The sequence below is a fragment of the Rhodohalobacter sp. 8-1 genome, assembly GCF_038150125.1.
Classification (GTDB): domain Bacteria; phylum Bacteroidota; class Rhodothermia; order Balneolales; family Balneolaceae; genus SW132.
The window spans coordinates 22759-37905 of record NZ_JBBVMF010000017.1 but is presented as its reverse complement, the minus strand read 5'-3'; the positions used below and the strand labels follow the sequence as shown (position 1 = coordinate 37905).

General features: G+C 44.3%; 12 protein-coding genes. 1 reads left to right on the top strand and 11 read right to left on the bottom strand.

Annotation, left to right across the window (positions count from 1 at the left end; translation table 11 throughout):
• Window positions 1-30: 30 nt before the first annotated feature.
• From AABW11_RS15215 to AABW11_RS15200, 5 genes are all read right to left on the bottom strand, one after another.
• Complete coding sequence (locus AABW11_RS15215) at window positions 31-3603, bottom strand: SusC/RagA family TonB-linked outer membrane protein (RefSeq protein ID WP_340105984.1); 3573 nt, start codon at window positions 3601-3603, stop codon at window positions 31-33.
• A 215-nt stretch (window positions 3604-3818) separates the two neighbouring features.
• Window positions 3819-4859, bottom strand: a complete 1041-nt coding sequence (locus AABW11_RS15210; RefSeq protein WP_340105983.1) for a FecR family protein — start codon at window positions 4857-4859, stop codon at window positions 3819-3821.
• A 729-nt stretch (window positions 4860-5588) separates the two neighbouring features.
• Window positions 5589-5855 carry a hypothetical protein gene (locus AABW11_RS15205; RefSeq protein ID WP_340105982.1) on the bottom strand — a complete coding sequence of 89 codons (267 nt, stop codon included), beginning with the start codon at window positions 5853-5855 and terminating at the stop codon, window positions 5589-5591.
• Between the two features lie 265 nt (window positions 5856-6120).
• Window positions 6121-6324 (bottom strand): transposase, encoded by a 204-nt coding sequence (locus tag AABW11_RS20175; protein ID WP_445263784.1) that lies wholly within the window; start codon window positions 6322-6324, stop codon window positions 6121-6123.
• A gap of 84 nt (window positions 6325-6408) precedes the next feature.
• A complete protein-coding gene (locus tag AABW11_RS15200; RefSeq protein WP_340105981.1) occupies window positions 6409-7401 on the bottom strand; it encodes a transposase in 993 nt (330 codons plus the stop codon).
• Window positions 7402-7742: 341 nt separating this feature from the next.
• Here AABW11_RS15200 and AABW11_RS15195 point away from each other — a divergent pair, with 341 nt between their 5' ends.
• Window positions 7743-8240, top strand: a complete 498-nt coding sequence (locus AABW11_RS15195) for a hypothetical protein (RefSeq protein ID WP_340105980.1) — start codon at window positions 7743-7745, stop codon at window positions 8238-8240.
• A 48-nt stretch (window positions 8241-8288) separates the two neighbouring features.
• On the opposite strand, the gene AABW11_RS15190 is transcribed toward AABW11_RS15195, so the two are convergent.
• From AABW11_RS15190 to AABW11_RS15165, 6 genes are all read right to left on the bottom strand, one after another.
• Window positions 8289-8435, bottom strand: coding sequence for a twin-arginine translocase TatA/TatE family subunit (locus AABW11_RS15190; RefSeq protein WP_340106036.1), 147 nt, complete (start codon window positions 8433-8435; stop codon window positions 8289-8291).
• 113 nt (window positions 8436-8548) lie between these two features.
• Window positions 8549-9685 (bottom strand): bile acid:sodium symporter family protein, encoded by a 1137-nt coding sequence (locus tag AABW11_RS15185; RefSeq protein WP_340105979.1) that lies wholly within the window; start codon window positions 9683-9685, stop codon window positions 8549-8551.
• Window positions 9686-9801: 116 nt separating this feature from the next.
• Window positions 9802-10752 (bottom strand): RraA family protein, encoded by a 951-nt coding sequence (locus AABW11_RS15180; RefSeq protein WP_340105978.1) that lies wholly within the window; start codon window positions 10750-10752, stop codon window positions 9802-9804.
• A gap of 65 nt (window positions 10753-10817) precedes the next feature.
• Window positions 10818-11984: a lactonase family protein gene (locus AABW11_RS15175; RefSeq protein WP_340105977.1), complete on the bottom strand. Its 1167-nt coding sequence runs from the start codon at window positions 11982-11984 to the stop codon at window positions 10818-10820.
• Between the two features lie 25 nt (window positions 11985-12009).
• A complete protein-coding gene (locus tag AABW11_RS15170; RefSeq protein WP_340105976.1) occupies window positions 12010-12960 on the bottom strand; it encodes an SMP-30/gluconolactonase/LRE family protein in 951 nt (316 codons plus the stop codon).
• 52 nt (window positions 12961-13012) lie between these two features.
• Window positions 13013-15145 carry a pyrroloquinoline quinone-dependent dehydrogenase gene (locus tag AABW11_RS15165; protein WP_340105975.1) on the bottom strand — a complete coding sequence of 711 codons (2133 nt, stop codon included), beginning with the start codon at window positions 15143-15145 and terminating at the stop codon, window positions 13013-13015.
• Between the last annotated feature and the right edge of the window lie 2 nt (window positions 15146-15147).

The following is a 15147-nucleotide window of genomic DNA, read 5'->3' as shown; positions in this document are numbered from 1 at the left end:
AATATTTAAAAATTTCATTATGAGTTCCCCTTAAAGGCCTACGTTTAGATTAAATCCAACTGTTCTGGCCATGGGAAAAGAAAGAGCTTCCAGACCCAATGAACTGCTGTTTGCGTTAAATGTAGCAGCTTCTGGAGAGTACCCATCTGTGTGTCGCTCGAAGTAGAACAGGTTACGGCCTACAATAGAAAACCTAAGTGACCTAACCAAAGGAAGACGATTAACCAGAGTGGGAAAAGAATAACCAAGAGTTATCTCACGTAGAGCAACATAGCTTGCATCATCGATAAACTCTTCAGAAACAACACTTTCGTTAGAGGGAAGCACTCGTCCCCAATAATCCTGTGCATCCACTTGAGTGTTATTTGGCTGTCCAGTTGACGTCCAGCCACCATTACCATCAGATGTAGCTGAAACTCCTTCTGCTACGAAGGTACCATCACGTCCTTCCAGTGTTCGTTTTGTGGTTCCGTGAAAAGCTTCAACAACGTTAGACTGAGAAAAGATGACACCACCTTGTGAAATATCAATCAATGAATTAAAAGTGAATCCCTTGAAGTTTAGCCTATTGGTAATACCGCCAATCCAGTCAGGAGTAGAATTCCCGATTCTGAACTGCCCGCTTTCCCTGATCGGTAAACCGGATGGATCAATCATGCGATTTCCATTTTCATCTCTGAGCCATCTTGCACTTGGAGTATACATCTCTCCATATGGTGCTCCCGGATCAGCAAATATCAAGGCGTTTCTATCCCGGCCTAATAAAAATCTATCCACTCCTTCAACCAGTTCAACAACCTCATTCTTATTAGAACCAAAGTTAAAGGTTACATCCCATTGGAGACTAGAGGTCTGAATAGCAGTACCAGAAATTAACAGTTCAATACCACGGTTTGTAATCTCACCCGCATTAATGGTACGATTTGTAAAACCTGATGATGACGGAACTGAAATACTTAGAATCTGATTTTCTGTTGTAGCATCATAGTAGGTTAAATCCGTTCGCAGTCTTCCATTAAAAAATCGAAGATCTGTTCCAATTTCGACGGATGTAGTCAGCTCATTTTCCAAATCCTGTAAAGGAATCGTATTGGTAAAACTTGACAGTGGTTGCCCAGCCTGTGTTTGGTTAGACAATGAATAGGTTCCGGAAAGCTGATATGGATCGCCCGAACTACCGGCCTGTGCCCATGAGGCTCGCAGAGAACCATAAGAAAGTACATTATTTGACAGTTCAAAAGCATCCGACCAAATAAAATTTGAACTTATCGATGGATAGAAGAAAGATGCTTTATCTGCTGGCAACGTAGAAGACCAGTCATTTCTGGCTGTCCAGTCAATATACCAGTAATCCCGGAAACTAAATTGTCCAAAGGCAAAAATTGAGTGAATCTCGAATTCAGACAAATTAAAGTTCGTTCTTTGATCTTCCGTATTGCTGATTGTAAACAGATCAGGAACTGAAAAACGGCGACCATTGTGCCCAACAAGCCTAAACCGATTGCTTAGATAGTTGCCACCAACGTTTGCTCCGGCAGTGATATCTTCAGTTAAATCTCTTTCTGCTGAAGCAATAACTTCAAGGTTAATTTCCCGAAAACGCCCTACTGTCTCTCCCATCCTGCCCGGTACATCTACTCTGGTACCTATTGCTGTATCGTTGTAATTTTGATCAGTATATGTATCAACACTTGCTTTTGTCGATAGGGAAGCCCAATCCGCTAGTTCGTATTGCAAGGAGACATGTCCCATTATACGTTCCCTGCTATCTTCAAAATTTGTGTTGTTAACACTCCAGTTAGGCTGCTCGGTAAATGTTGCATTTGACCAATGACGTGAATACCCCTCAATTAACTGACCGGAAGAATAACCGTGAAAACCGTTTGGATTGTTAATATCCTCCTGAGTCAGCTCATAATCATCTAAACTTGAAAGGCTTGTATTTCTTGGCATATACCGGAATGCATACATTACGTTTCGCTGCTGATCAGAAAGAGCCGGCCTCTGTTGTACATCCTGAACAACGTAGTTTGCACTTACCTGTGCACTTAACCGTTCATGAAGTTGGTGAGCTCCTTTGAAAGAGATATTGGTTCTATTAAGATTATGATTCGGAAGTAATCCGTTGTTACTAACATTTGCCATTGACAATCGAAAATTGGTAGTCTCATTTCCACCGGTAATTCCAAGGGAATTTTCAATCGTTGTCTGAGTGTCAAAGAAATCACTTACATTATTAGACTGTGGACTGTATGTTCCCAGTCGGCCATCCCAGGTATATACCTCTTCGCCATTCATTTTTGGGCCCCAGCTTGTTGGACTCTCAATACCATCATTAATGGTAGTCATTTGCGGAATATAACCGCTGGGTGATCCTGCCGCTTCCCAATCGGCTCTGCTAATAATATTGCCATTACCATCATTATAAAAACGATGCTTTCCATTCGAACCCAATCCATACTCATTTTGAAAATCGGGTAAAATCCATGGTTCACCTGTAGTAACAGTAGTAGAATAATTAATTCCAATACCTTCTCTGTTTTCTCCGGATTTAGTAGTAATGAGTATAACTCCATTTGCACCTCGTTGTCCGTAAAGTGCAGATGCGTTAGGTCCTTTAAGCACTGATATATCAGCTATATCATTGGGATTGAAATTTTGGATACCGTCACCTCGGTCGTATCCACCCCATCTACCGGCAGATCCTCTGTTTGTATTATCTATAGGGACACCATCTACTACATACAGAGGCTGATTATTTCCACCCAGCGATGAGTGACCCCGAATAATCACTCTGGAAGATCCGCCGGGCCCACTAGAAGAACTGCTTACCTGTACTCCAGAAACACGGCCGGACAAAGATTTTGAAACATTAATGTCAGATATTTCTGCAAGGTCTTCACCTGATACTCTGCCAACTGCAGTACCTAGCGACCTTTGCTCCCTTTGCAGACCAAATGCGGTAACTACCGCCTCATCCATTGCAATCACTTCCTCCTGTAGTTCAGTATTTATTTCAGTGCGACCGTTAATCTGAACCTCCTGTGACAAATACCCCACAAAAGAAAAAACCAAGGTCTCAGTTCCTTCGGGAACCGTTAACGTGTACTCTCCATTAATACCTGAATTAGTACCCATATTAGTTCCCGGCACAATGATTGTAACACCCGGTAGAGGATCGCCGGTATCGGCATCCGTTACCCTTCCTTCAATCGTTATTTGAAAATCATTATCCAATATAACTTCTTCTTTCCTGTCAATTAATAAATATCCATCCTTAGATATTTTATAGATGAGATCCGTTCCGTTCAAAATAGTCTCCAAAGCATCACTAACGGAAATAGCAGGCTCCTGAAGGGTAATACTTTTTTTGTCTATGATATCACCACGGAATGTAAGTTTAAAACCTGTTTTGTCTGCAATTTTTCTAAAGGCTTCTTCCAGGGATGCATCCTGAAGGTCCAAACTAATTTCATTATTAATTTCTGTTTCATAGAACTTCTCCTGTAAGTCTTTGCTCGTCATGCGATAAGCTACCTCTCCCTGCATTGCCTGAACATTCTCAGAGGAAAACACAAAAAGTGCTCCCAGAAATATTATCAAACCCAATCTAAAAGTTTTTTGTAGCCATTTATATATATCCATATCGTATGCCCTTTATATTAATGTTAACTGATTAAAAGATTTTTGAATCTGTAAGACGCTTAAAGATGTACAAAACAGAATATAATTCATTCAATAGCAACGGAAGCGCTTCCAAGTATTATTGAAAAACAATACAAAAAAGTTAACTCAAAGATTAATATTCTTTTTATTGTTTATTGAATGATGATTTTCGATCCATCACGGTCATACTCGAAATCCATTGATGCTGCAATGACGGCAATAACCTCATCTAGCTCTGCATATATAAAAATGCCGGTATAGGATATATCCATTAGTTCTTCATCAACGACTGTAAACTCCACATTAAAACGTCTTTCTAAATCACGGATCACTTTGCTGAATGGCGCATTTTCAAAATGTAACCCACCATGGGTCCATATGAGCCTATTTTTTACATTTACTTCTTTCGCCGGACCAGGAGCTTTTCCATTTTTTATATTTGTATACAATCCATCGGTTAAAATCACACGTGCCGGCTCCTTCAGATCGCTGTTTAGTGAACCTACACTTACTTTTCCTTCCCTTACTACTACTTCAACAGATCCGTCATCACGCCATGCCTGCACATTAAACTCCGTCCCTAAAACCTGCACTTCTGCATCATGAGCATAAACAATAAACGGATGATCTGAATCATGAGCTACTTCAAAATACGCTTCACCCTTGAGGTAAACTTCGCGTTTTGCTCCGCTAAATTCCTGGGGAAACCGGATAGAACTTGCTGAATTTAATACCACTTTTGTACCGTCAGAAAATGTAATACGGGCTTTTTCACCTTTTTCAGTTTCAAAATTCTGCATTACATAAAATTCCGAAATCTGCCCGGCCTCACCATTGTTCGTAAGCGTATACTGCACAAATACACCGGCAAAAACGGAGACCAAAACAACTGCTGCAAGCCTTAGTATATAAAGAGGCATTTTGGAAGGCTTGCGTGTTACAAAGTCAGCTTTTTTCGGAGCATTATGTCTTGTCAATTCTTTTCTTTTGTGAAATTCATTCCAGGCAGTCTGTACGTCCACGTCAAAATCTTCAGATGGGGTCAGCTTCCAAATCTCTTTAATCTCTTGAACAAGCTTTCTGTTCTCAGAATCTAGATCCATCCATTTATCCAGAATACGCTTCTCGTCCCTGTCGGCCGCTCCGGTCACGAATCGCTGTATTAATACCCAGTATTTTTGATTTAAATCCAATCTGCCGTTTTTTTATTATTATTACTTAGTGTAAGAACAATTGAATGTTAGAACACCCTGTAATTTTTTTGAAAAAAGTTATTTTAGCCCCGGAATCCGGCTGTATCTACTTAACCACTGAAGTTATGCAGTACTTAAGCTGTTAAGTAGACATATTTATGTGATGATGTGGATAACTTGCTCATACAGTCCAGTGCATGCCGGATAGGCTCTACCCATATTTGACTTTTTAAGGCAAAGTGGTTCATCCTGTTTTTAAGTTTGAGCTTTTCGAGTTTCACATAGCTGATGATCGCTGCTACGCAATGCGCTTGTTGGGTTGCCGGTGTATGGGATGGAGAGCCTCCCAGACTGCTGCATTGTTTGATGGACTTATGGTATTCCTCGGTTTTCCATCGTTTTTGATAGATCCCGATTATTTCGGATGCACTCAACGTCAAGTCACTGGCCACCAGATGCCGAACTATCTGCGATCCATCTTCGATTATTGAAGACTTGTTTGAGCAATAGCACAGGATCGTCAAACCCGCACAGCCAAACTCTCAAGGGCTGGTCCTGGCCGGTCAGCGTCTTGATTGATGTCCAGTATCCAGCCTGTTTATCGGCTTAGCTGAGAGCGGCAAAACGATTACTTTTGACCATCATGACAAATTTACGGTATAAACTCTGGGTAATAATTTCCATGTTCTGCTTGCTGGAAAACCAACTATCGGCCGTCACGTGCTCAAACTAGGTATTCTGCCAGCAGTGGCGCAGCATCCAGCGGAATAACTCATTCTTGGTCATCTGACTGCGGCGATGCAGCTGTCCGTTGTCATCAGGGACCTGATGGGGCTTGCGAACAAATTCTATCTCTATGGGAACCGCCAACTCGTCGGTGGTAAGCACCGCCGAGAGAAAATTAATCCCTTTAATCGTTTCTCCTTCGGTATGATCGTAGTGCCAGCAGATCAGATCGTTCTCACGGCTATGGGGTTTTTCCTGGATCGTTATCATCAATTCCTACAACCACACAATCGCCGGAGTCGACCATTTCCTCAACCAATGGCTTCGAGTTGGTCCAAAGGTGTTTGGAATCAACGGTTCCACTTGCCAATAACCGGGTAAAACGGTCATGACTAATTTAACTATGTAACACGTTGGATAGGCCGGTGCAAGTAGCTTAAGTAGGGCTTCCTCAAAAAGTCACACCTGATCGGGCGGCGAAGGCAGAGAGATTCAGCACAAAAAGGGTGGCAGCGATCCAGGTCTCGGATGTACTCTAAAGTTTGGCTTTGATTTGATTGAGTGAAAGCGCCTGTTTGGCATTGCCGATGCGCCCCTCTATGTGGTTTCGTTCGGCGTATTCATCACGTTGCTTTCTTTTCTCGTAAGCGCTGAGTTTGGGTTTTGGTCCTTTGGGCGAGGCCGTCATGCGAATGCCGCGCTCGCTACACCATTTTCGGTTGTCGTTGGTGTGATAAATCTTGTCACACTAAATCAGCTCCGGGTAGTGACCGGTCAAAAGCCGATACGTTTCCGCCTGACCCTGAAGGTCAGAGGCCTCATTTTAGGCATCCCAGCTGAGTGTCTGGTGGGTCAGGTAACCGCCAAACAGTGACAGACCAAGTTTGGCTCCGAACTCCACACGTTTGCCGGTTTCGCCACGCACGATCGGGCGTACGTGGGGCTGAGAAATGCTCACAATGCGATCGTCGCACCGGCGGCTGTCCGCATCATACATCCCCCGCTGCTGGGCGTACAGCGTGTGGATGACCCACAGCTGACGCTGATATTTGTGGGCCAGCGGAAACGCCCTGCGATCCAGCATGCCCAGCATCTGGTCGATATGCCTCAAGTTGCGCTTCACGCAATTGAGCAGGTACCGCAGGGTCTTACGCAGGCTGGCCCTGGAGGCTTTTTTCTTTTTCGATTGGCTCAAATACCGTTTGTGGGCCACCTTTCGGTAGGTGCGGGGTTTGACCGGCAGCCGGTAGCCCATCAGCTCCCAAAGCTCATCGATAATGCGCTCGGTCTTCTCCCTCGCCTCATTGACAAGCGACAGATCGGTAGGGTAGCGAATGTACTGATCGGCTACGGTGGCATCGACTTTGACTTTTCCCGATGGAGTGTCGGCTGCGCCAGGGGCTCCCGCAATGTCCTCCGACAGGGTAATCAGCGTACGGGAGAACTCATCAAAGGTATCCTCACCGAGCCGCTTTCGCAACTCAACGAACAGGGTGGGCGAAAACAGCTGGGTGGGCCGATAGGTCTCCAGGCCCAGGAAAACCTGCATGTAGAGATTCTCCGAGATGCTTAGCAGCGTCTCCTCGTCGGTGAGCCGCAACTTGTGTTTGATGATAAAGGCGCCGATGACCCAGCGGGGATTTACTGCTTTAGCGCCCATGTTAGGCGAAAAGCGTTTGGCGTAGACCTCGACCATCCGGTCCCACGGCAGCAGCGCTCCCAGCTGAATCCAGCGGTTGGCAGGATGTAATTCGAGTTGGCAGAGATTAGAAAAATCCTCAAATTGGGTTTGGTACTGAGATGTATAATTTATCATATGCAAGGTTATTTGCCTAAAAGGTACAATAATGACACCTAACACACTGTAATTACGTAATTTAGATTGGGTCTGAGGAAGCCCTAACTAGGCGATCATGTGAAATTCATCGTGGATAATATTGGCCTTGGGCAGGGTCGTCTCCACCGCTTTAATTTGGCTTTCCACATGTCAATGCTCACCGCCTGAACCTGATCCATGCCAATCTTCTCATCCATCCCTACACGAACTCTTCTGTATCACTTTGTTTACGACCCAACCCCACATTGCAAACGCGTCTGGTCCTCTGGCAGCTGATAATAGTAATATATTGATGGCCGGCCCGAAAGCACTTCTCATCAATGAGTAAAGCCATCCACACAAATATCTTCGGCTGTTCTACGCTGCAGGGCTCTGTTTGCAATCACATCATATTTGCTGCCAAGAACTCAGTCGTCTTTGTTGGGCTTTTTGTTCAGTTGGACCAGTTGAATAGCCATCGCCTCAAACCAGAACGTAAACCGTTGATTGATATCCGTCCAGGGAGCTTGCACCGTTTTTACGTTTCCATCGGCACATTTTACCCATGGCAGGTTGCAAACAATTCCAAATTTGTTATTACATCATATTTAAATGGAACCAACGGCATTGCTCGTGATGGACATGAATGGGCAACAGCTCCCCCACTATCCGGACAAGTTGACTTGGAATCGGTAAACTTTACTTGTACATCAATCTTATTGGCCGCATCGTCCACCTCCACGTTGGTAACCTTCCAATCGGAGCTAAAGTTTAACACATGTTCAAATAAGTCGGGTATCTGGCTCATTATCTTTAGATTGAAAAAATACGCATATTAATTTACCCACACACATTTCTGTAGATCCATATTTTTTTATCCGCGGGGTTCATTTATCATCACCTGACTCGATACGGGCGTTGTTAAACTCTCGTATTCCATCTCCTATTCCTCTAGCTAATTTAGGTATGCGTTTTGCACCAAATAGTAATAGTATCACAAATATTATAATCGCCCATTCAATGCCGCCTAACATTCCCATAATATCTCCATTTCTAATTTTTCACTATCAAATTGATTATATACTTTTTTGAAATTATTAATATAACAACAAATGTATCGATGCGCACGAACTATCGAATGACGGCATTACGTACCCAGCACCTCAGGCACTTCCGGCTCAGTAGACTGTTTCTCGGCCTGCTCTTCTTTTAACGCTCTGCGACGCCACCAGTTGGCAAGTGTTGAACCGGAAATATTCATCCACGGGCCAAACACGGCTGGTGCCAGTCCAACGGTAGCAATTTTACCCATCTCAGCGGCCAGCCCGGAAGCCATCCCGCCATTCTGCATTCCCACTTCAAGGGCAATCGTCCGGCAGGATTTTTCGTCCATTTTAAACAGCCGGCCTCCCCAGTAGCCAAAAAGATATCCAAGGGCATTATGAATGATGGCTGCCATCACCAAAAACAATCCGATGGAAACCAGTGAATCCCGACCGGCTGCTGTAATTATAGTAATAATCACTGCAATGCCCACCATCGACACAAAGGGCATAATGTCATCAAGCCATTTAGCCTTTCCATGCAGAAAATGGTTGAACAACAGGCCAAGGACAATGGGTGCAATAATCATGTTCAGAATACTAATCATCATGGCTACTGCATCAATCGGGACAAACTGGCCTGCCAAAAGTTCCATCAAAAGCGGGGTCATAATCGGTGATACCATGGTTGCAACGGCCGTCAAGGAAATGGACAGTGCAAGGTCTGCTTCAGCAATAAATGCCATCACATTTGAGGCTACGCCTCCCGGACTTGAACCAATTAACACCACCCCAGCGGCAATCTCTGCCGAAAATCCAAACGAAAGGGCCAAGCTGATACCCACCAGCGGCATAATTGTAAACTGGCAAAGCATCCCAATTAATACGCCCCTGGGTTTTTTCATTACACCGGCGAAATCCTTGACACTTAATTGAGTTCCCATCCCAAACATGATGAGCTGAATCAAAGGAACTATTAATACTGCTGTATTAAATCCGCCTACATTTGTGATCAGGTCGGGATAAAACATGGCAAGTGAAACTGATGCAAAGATCCAAATTGAAAAGGCAAAAGATTTAAAAAGTGTTTGAGTGCCCCTGACTCCTAATGCCAGGGCCACGAACATCAGGATCACAAGCGGGCCGATAACCTTGCCGCCATAGCCCATGATCAGGAGTACCATCACCAACAGAAAACTTAGTAAACTTAAATATAATAATGATTTATAAAGTGAATTCATCTATAACTCTTCGATTTTAAAATATATTAACAGTTCTACTTTATATACAAATAATAACTAAACGCAGGTTGCAGCTTTATTTTATTGATATAGAGTCATCAATACATTCTTTGTTTTTACCAGGTACGCATTTGCAGAAATTCCTGCATTTTATCGATCGGCACAGGTAACTGCTCCATCCGATTTTCACGGACCCAGTTTAAAAAATCCTCCTCAATTTCCGGTGTCCATTTTGTATCGATCTGACCGGCTGAATAGACCCCTTCTCTCATTCTCATCTGTCCAAATTCATCCCGTAATTGTACGATTTCAGCGGTTAATACAATCTCCTCAACCAGATGCGGGGGAATAAAAACGATGCCCTGTGTTTTTGCCAGTGCAATATCTCCCGGCATTACGGTTACATTTCCTATCCGCACGGGTACATTGATCCCCGTCAACATCACCTCTTCTAAAAATGACGGATGCCAGTCCCGTAAAAAAGCATTAAACCCATCAATTTTTTCAAGGTCCTCATCATCGCGGGAAGAACCATTAAAAATGACACCATTTTGTGATTTGGAAAAGATGGATGTTCCAAGATTTCCGCCAATCAGTGTTCCCTGTGCAATTTTACCGAATGAATCGGCCAGGTATATATCGCCCTCCTGAAGCATATCGATGGGCCATGAATTCATAGGCCCCACATGGCCCGCTTCATGCCCATCCTCCGTCAGTCTTTCGCTTATATCTGTGCGATCGGGCATGAATTGTGCTGTTAATACTCTTCCCACCATCGTTTGATCCTTATGCAGTTTTTCCCAGCCACCTTCATACTGGTTTGGATAACCCAGCTCATTCAGATACTGCCATGCATCTTCAAGTTTTATACCTTTAACCCTGTCCAAAAGTTCATCAGATACTTTTGGCCGTCCGTCCGGCATTCGTTCACCATCCCATTCATAGGTGTAGTAAAGGATATCATCCTTCGAAGCAACAACCTGGTCGTCCATTACAACCTGTCCCCATGCTGATGTGGTCAATAAAAAAGAGAATAAGAGAATGTATTTGATTCTGTGTTTTAGCATAACAATCTGTTTTTTTGATTTAATTTTTTAAATACAAATAATTTCTGACAGAGAATAACAAAATTCTACTCACTGATAAAATATTGAGTTACACAAACAGCCATGGGCACAGTAACTTGCTCTCCGGAGTACGTTAGCTGACCGGTTTCCTGATCCCTATTGAAAACTACTACATTATCATCATCCCTGTTGGCAACCAGCACATACTCACCCAGCTGATCAATCATAAAATTTCGTGGATGGCTGCCTCTTGTTGGTTCATGACCCGCCGGCGTCAATGCTCCTGTTTCTGCATCCACACGGTAGATCACCAGGCTGTCGTGTCCACGGTTGGACGCGTATAAAAAACCACCATCCGGCGACAGGTGGATATCCGCTGCTGAATTATTCCCGTCATACCCTTCCGGAAGCATTGTGATCCGCTGGATCTCTTCTAACGCCCCGTTGTTTTGGTTCACACTGAATACTGCTACCGTTGAGCTTAACTCTTCTGCCGAATAGGCAAACTCACCACCCGGATGGATTGTAAAGTGCCGGGGCCCGGAACCCGGGGTACTTTCAACATAGGGGACTTCGGCCGGCGACAGCTCCCCGGTTGTCCGGTCCACCTCATAAATCACAATTTGGTCGGTCCCTAAATCCGACACGTAGATAAACCTGCCGTCAGCCGAAGGAATAATGGAGTGCACATGCGGAGCGTTCTGGCGGCGTTCATTCACGCTGCTTCCTTCATGCTGCACAACATCCACCGCTTCACTTACCCCTCCATTTTCAGAAATCGTGAACACGCTCAGATTTCCTTCGCTGTAATTCGAGACATAGGCAAACTCCCCAAGCGGATCCACGCTTACATGGGCAGTACCGCGGCCTTCAACTGATTGTTCATTAATCAATTGGAGCATGCCGGTTTGGGAATCAACCTGATAGGCCGAAATTGTACCATGTTCAATATTCTCTGAAAAAGCGTCACCGCTTACTGAATACAGGTACTTCCCGCCTGGATGAATGGCCTGAAAGTTGGGGCCTGGCCGGTCACTGACCGTTTGAATTTGAGTCATCCCCCCGCTTTCACGATCAAACTCAAAAACATAGAGCCCTTCACTTCCCCTGTCATCAAATGTTCCAACATAGACGAATTCTTTTGCCGGATCTTCTTCTGAACAGCCGGAAAGGACACCCACTAGCAAACAGAATGAGAGGATGACTACTATCTTAATGGTCTGAATTGTCATAATAAATGTATTTTTAAAAGTGAGTTTATCCTTCCTTGTTTACAGCTATTTTATAGATCCCGTCCTGTGCGGATATATAGAGTGTTTTACCATCCGGGCCGCCAAAGCTTACATTATTTGAAGGCGTGGGAACCTCTATATTGCCAAGATGCTCTCCTGAACTGTTAAAAACCTGAACGCCCAGCCCCTGGGTAGTCGCTACAAACAGATTACCCTCACTGTCTACTGCCATTCCATCGGCTCCGCTGGTCTCACTGTCTTCGGCCAGTTCTACAGCTGCAAAATCCCTTCCATTACTTACGGTTCCATCTTCTGCCACATCATAGGCCAGGATTTGAGTTCCTGGTGTATTGGCTACATACAATGTCCCCCCATCCGGTGAGAGGCCTAAACCGTTGGGAAATTCAACATCATCGATCACTCTTGTTAGTTCTCCTTCCGCTGATACATAATATACAGACGGGACCGGTTGCATGGTTTGCTTGCCTGCTATAAACTGGGAGTCACTAAAATACAACCCCCCTTTTTGGTCAACAACCAGGTCATTCGGCCCGTCGATTCTGGCGCCGTCATATTCATCCGCTATAACATTCAGAACCTGCCCGTTCTGATCGAGTTCAACCACACGATGGCCCAGCATTTCGCAGGCATAGATGGTACCATCTCCGCTCGCCTTCAGGGTTGTTGTTACATTATTTCCACTCTTAAGGGTATCGATTGAGCCGTCCGGATTCATGCGAAAGGTCCGGCTTAACTCACCGGGCGAATCAAAATTGTTGTTGGTAAAATATAGATCCCCGTTCATATATAAGGGTGAACCAGCAGTATCAAATTCGTACCCCTCGGTCACTTTCACAAGGGATGCACCTTCAGAAACAATGTTGCTGAGATTCGATGTGTCTGCACCATCACGATTACAGGCAGAGATTGTGACCAGAATAATCACAAGAGTATAAAGACTGATTTTGCTGTTCATATATTTTGCCATTTTAAGATCCAATAAATATTCTCATTCAAATTACCTGCCATTAATTGTCAGGCAGGGTAAAAGCCACATAATAATCACCTCTTTCTGACCCTCTACCGCCACCGGCTGCTATAACCAGATATTGTTTCCCATTCACCATATAAGTGGCCGGTGTTGCATAGCCACCGGTGGGCAGTGAAGTTTCCCAGAGTATTTCTCCGGTCTCTTCATCAAAAGCACGAATTTTTTCATCAACTGTTGCAGCAATAAATACAAGGCCGCCGCCGGTTGCAATCGGCCCTCCAATATTCTTGCTGCCGGTATCAAGTATCCCCTTTTTTGTAAGTTCAGAATATTCACCCAAAGGTACTTTCCATTTTATCTCACCCGTATTCATATCAACAGCATTAAGTGTCCCCCATGGCGGTTTAATGGCCGGGTAACCGTTGGGATCCCTGAACTCCCGGTAGGCAGTGACATTGATAAATCGTCCATTTTGATTTTCATCACCAGAAACATTGTCAGAATTCTGATTTTCTGACTCATTATCTGCAGATTTTTCTTCAAACAGATAAGCTATAATAGCATTCTTCTCTTCTTCTGTAATATTTGGAAAAGCAGGCATTCTGCCTCCGCCATTTTCTATGATATTCAACACATCAGATTTGGAACTTTTCTCTCCAATATCTAATAAAGGTGGATTAATAGGATGCTGACCTTCCCTGGAAACCCCATGGCACATTGCACAGTTCTGGCGATAGAACGACTCACCCCTGTCATAAAGAGAACCAGAAGATGGAGTTTCATCAGCTACTCTTGTAACCGTGGAAACTTCAACCAGTTCACTTGCATTGATAAAAAGTACACCTGTATTTGGATTGTGGGCTGCCCCGCCCCAGTTAGCTGCCCCCCAGCTGGACGGAAACATAATTGTCCCCTTGGGATCCGGAGGTGTAAATAATCCTTCATAGCGATAACTCCTATAGCGGGCCAGTACAGTGTCTCTTAATTCGGGTGAGACATCAGTGACAAGATCCTCACTAAAATGTTGCCGGATAATCGGTTCAGGTTTAACAGGAAAAGGCTGGGTTGGCCAGGGCTTTTCACTTTCTATATTGGAATCGGGTACCGGCCGTTCTTCAATTGGAAATAAGGGTTCACCGGTTTCTCTGTTGAAAATAAATATAAATCCGTGCTTTGTAACCTGTGCTACCGCATCTATACTTTCACCTTCTATTTCAACGGTCATCAGATTGGGGGGAGCTGGTAGGTCATAATCCCACAGATCATGATGTATTGTTTGATAATGCCATACATATTCACCTGTAGCGGCTTCAAGTGCTAATAGAGAATTCCCATACAGATTTTCACCGGGACGATTTCCCCCGTAAAAATCATAGGTTGGCGAACCCAAGGGGATATACACAATTCCTCTGTCCTCGTCTAAAGCCATTCCTGTCCAGTTATTGGCACCGCCCTGGGTTCTTAACTGCTCTTCACTCATGTTTTCCCAGGTTTCCACCCCCGGTTCACCGGGCTGCGGAATTGTGTGGAAGATCCATCTGATTTCACCTGATCTCACATCATAAGCCCGTATATGACCCGGAGCCGCATCATAGCCTTCTCCAGTAGCAGACCCCATAATTAGTAAATCATCATATACTATCCCAGGTGACGGTGATTTAACAGAGATGGTTTCCGGATCTACTCCCAGTCCCTCATTCAGGTCTACTTTACCTTCCGTGCCAAATTCAGAAACCAGATTGCCCGTTTCAGCATCCACTGCATAGATCCAGGTACCGGCAGAAAAAATTATTCTTTTATCTTCACCATCCTCCCAGTAGACTACACCACGCATGTATCCGCTACCGGTGCCACCTTCAAAAGGATCATACATCCATTTTTCTTCTCCGTTTTCTGCATCGATTGCGAATACTTTAAGATATGGAGAAGCACCATACATGATACCGTCAATAACAATCGGATTCGTTTCAATTGTTGACCGTGCATTTTCTGGAAGGTCACCTGTTCTGTAAGTCCAGGCAACTTCAAGCTGATTTACATTCTCTTTATTAATCTGGGCCAGTGCAGAGTAGCTGCTGCTCGTTGCATCACCTTTGTATGTATCCCAATGGATAAATTGTTCCTCATTTCCAGCCCCACAGCCTGCAAGAAACAGTAACAATATCGACAAAG

Coding starts and splice junctions, on each gene's coding strand:
- AABW11_RS15195 (WP_340105980.1), top strand. CDS start 7,743: ATGAGTAAAGCCATCCACACAAATATCTTCGGCTGTTCTACGCTGCAG.
- AABW11_RS15185 (WP_340105979.1), bottom strand. CDS start 9,685: ATGAATTCACTTTATAAATCATTATTATATTTAAGTTTACTAAGTTTT.
- AABW11_RS15190 (WP_340106036.1), bottom strand. CDS start 8,435: ATGTTAGGCGGCATTGAATGGGCGATTATAATATTTGTGATACTATTA.
- AABW11_RS15170 (WP_340105976.1), bottom strand. CDS start 12,960: ATGAACAGCAAAATCAGTCTTTATACTCTTGTGATTATTCTGGTCACA.
- AABW11_RS15175 (WP_340105977.1), bottom strand. CDS start 11,984: ATGACAATTCAGACCATTAAGATAGTAGTCATCCTCTCATTCTGTTTG.
- AABW11_RS15180 (WP_340105978.1), bottom strand. CDS start 10,752: ATGCTAAAACACAGAATCAAATACATTCTCTTATTCTCTTTTTTATTG.
- AABW11_RS15200 (WP_340105981.1), bottom strand. CDS start 7,401: ATGATAAATTATACATCTCAGTACCAAACCCAATTTGAGGATTTTTCT.
- AABW11_RS15205 (WP_340105982.1), bottom strand. CDS start 5,855: ATGATAACGATCCAGGAAAAACCCCATAGCCGTGAGAACGATCTGATC.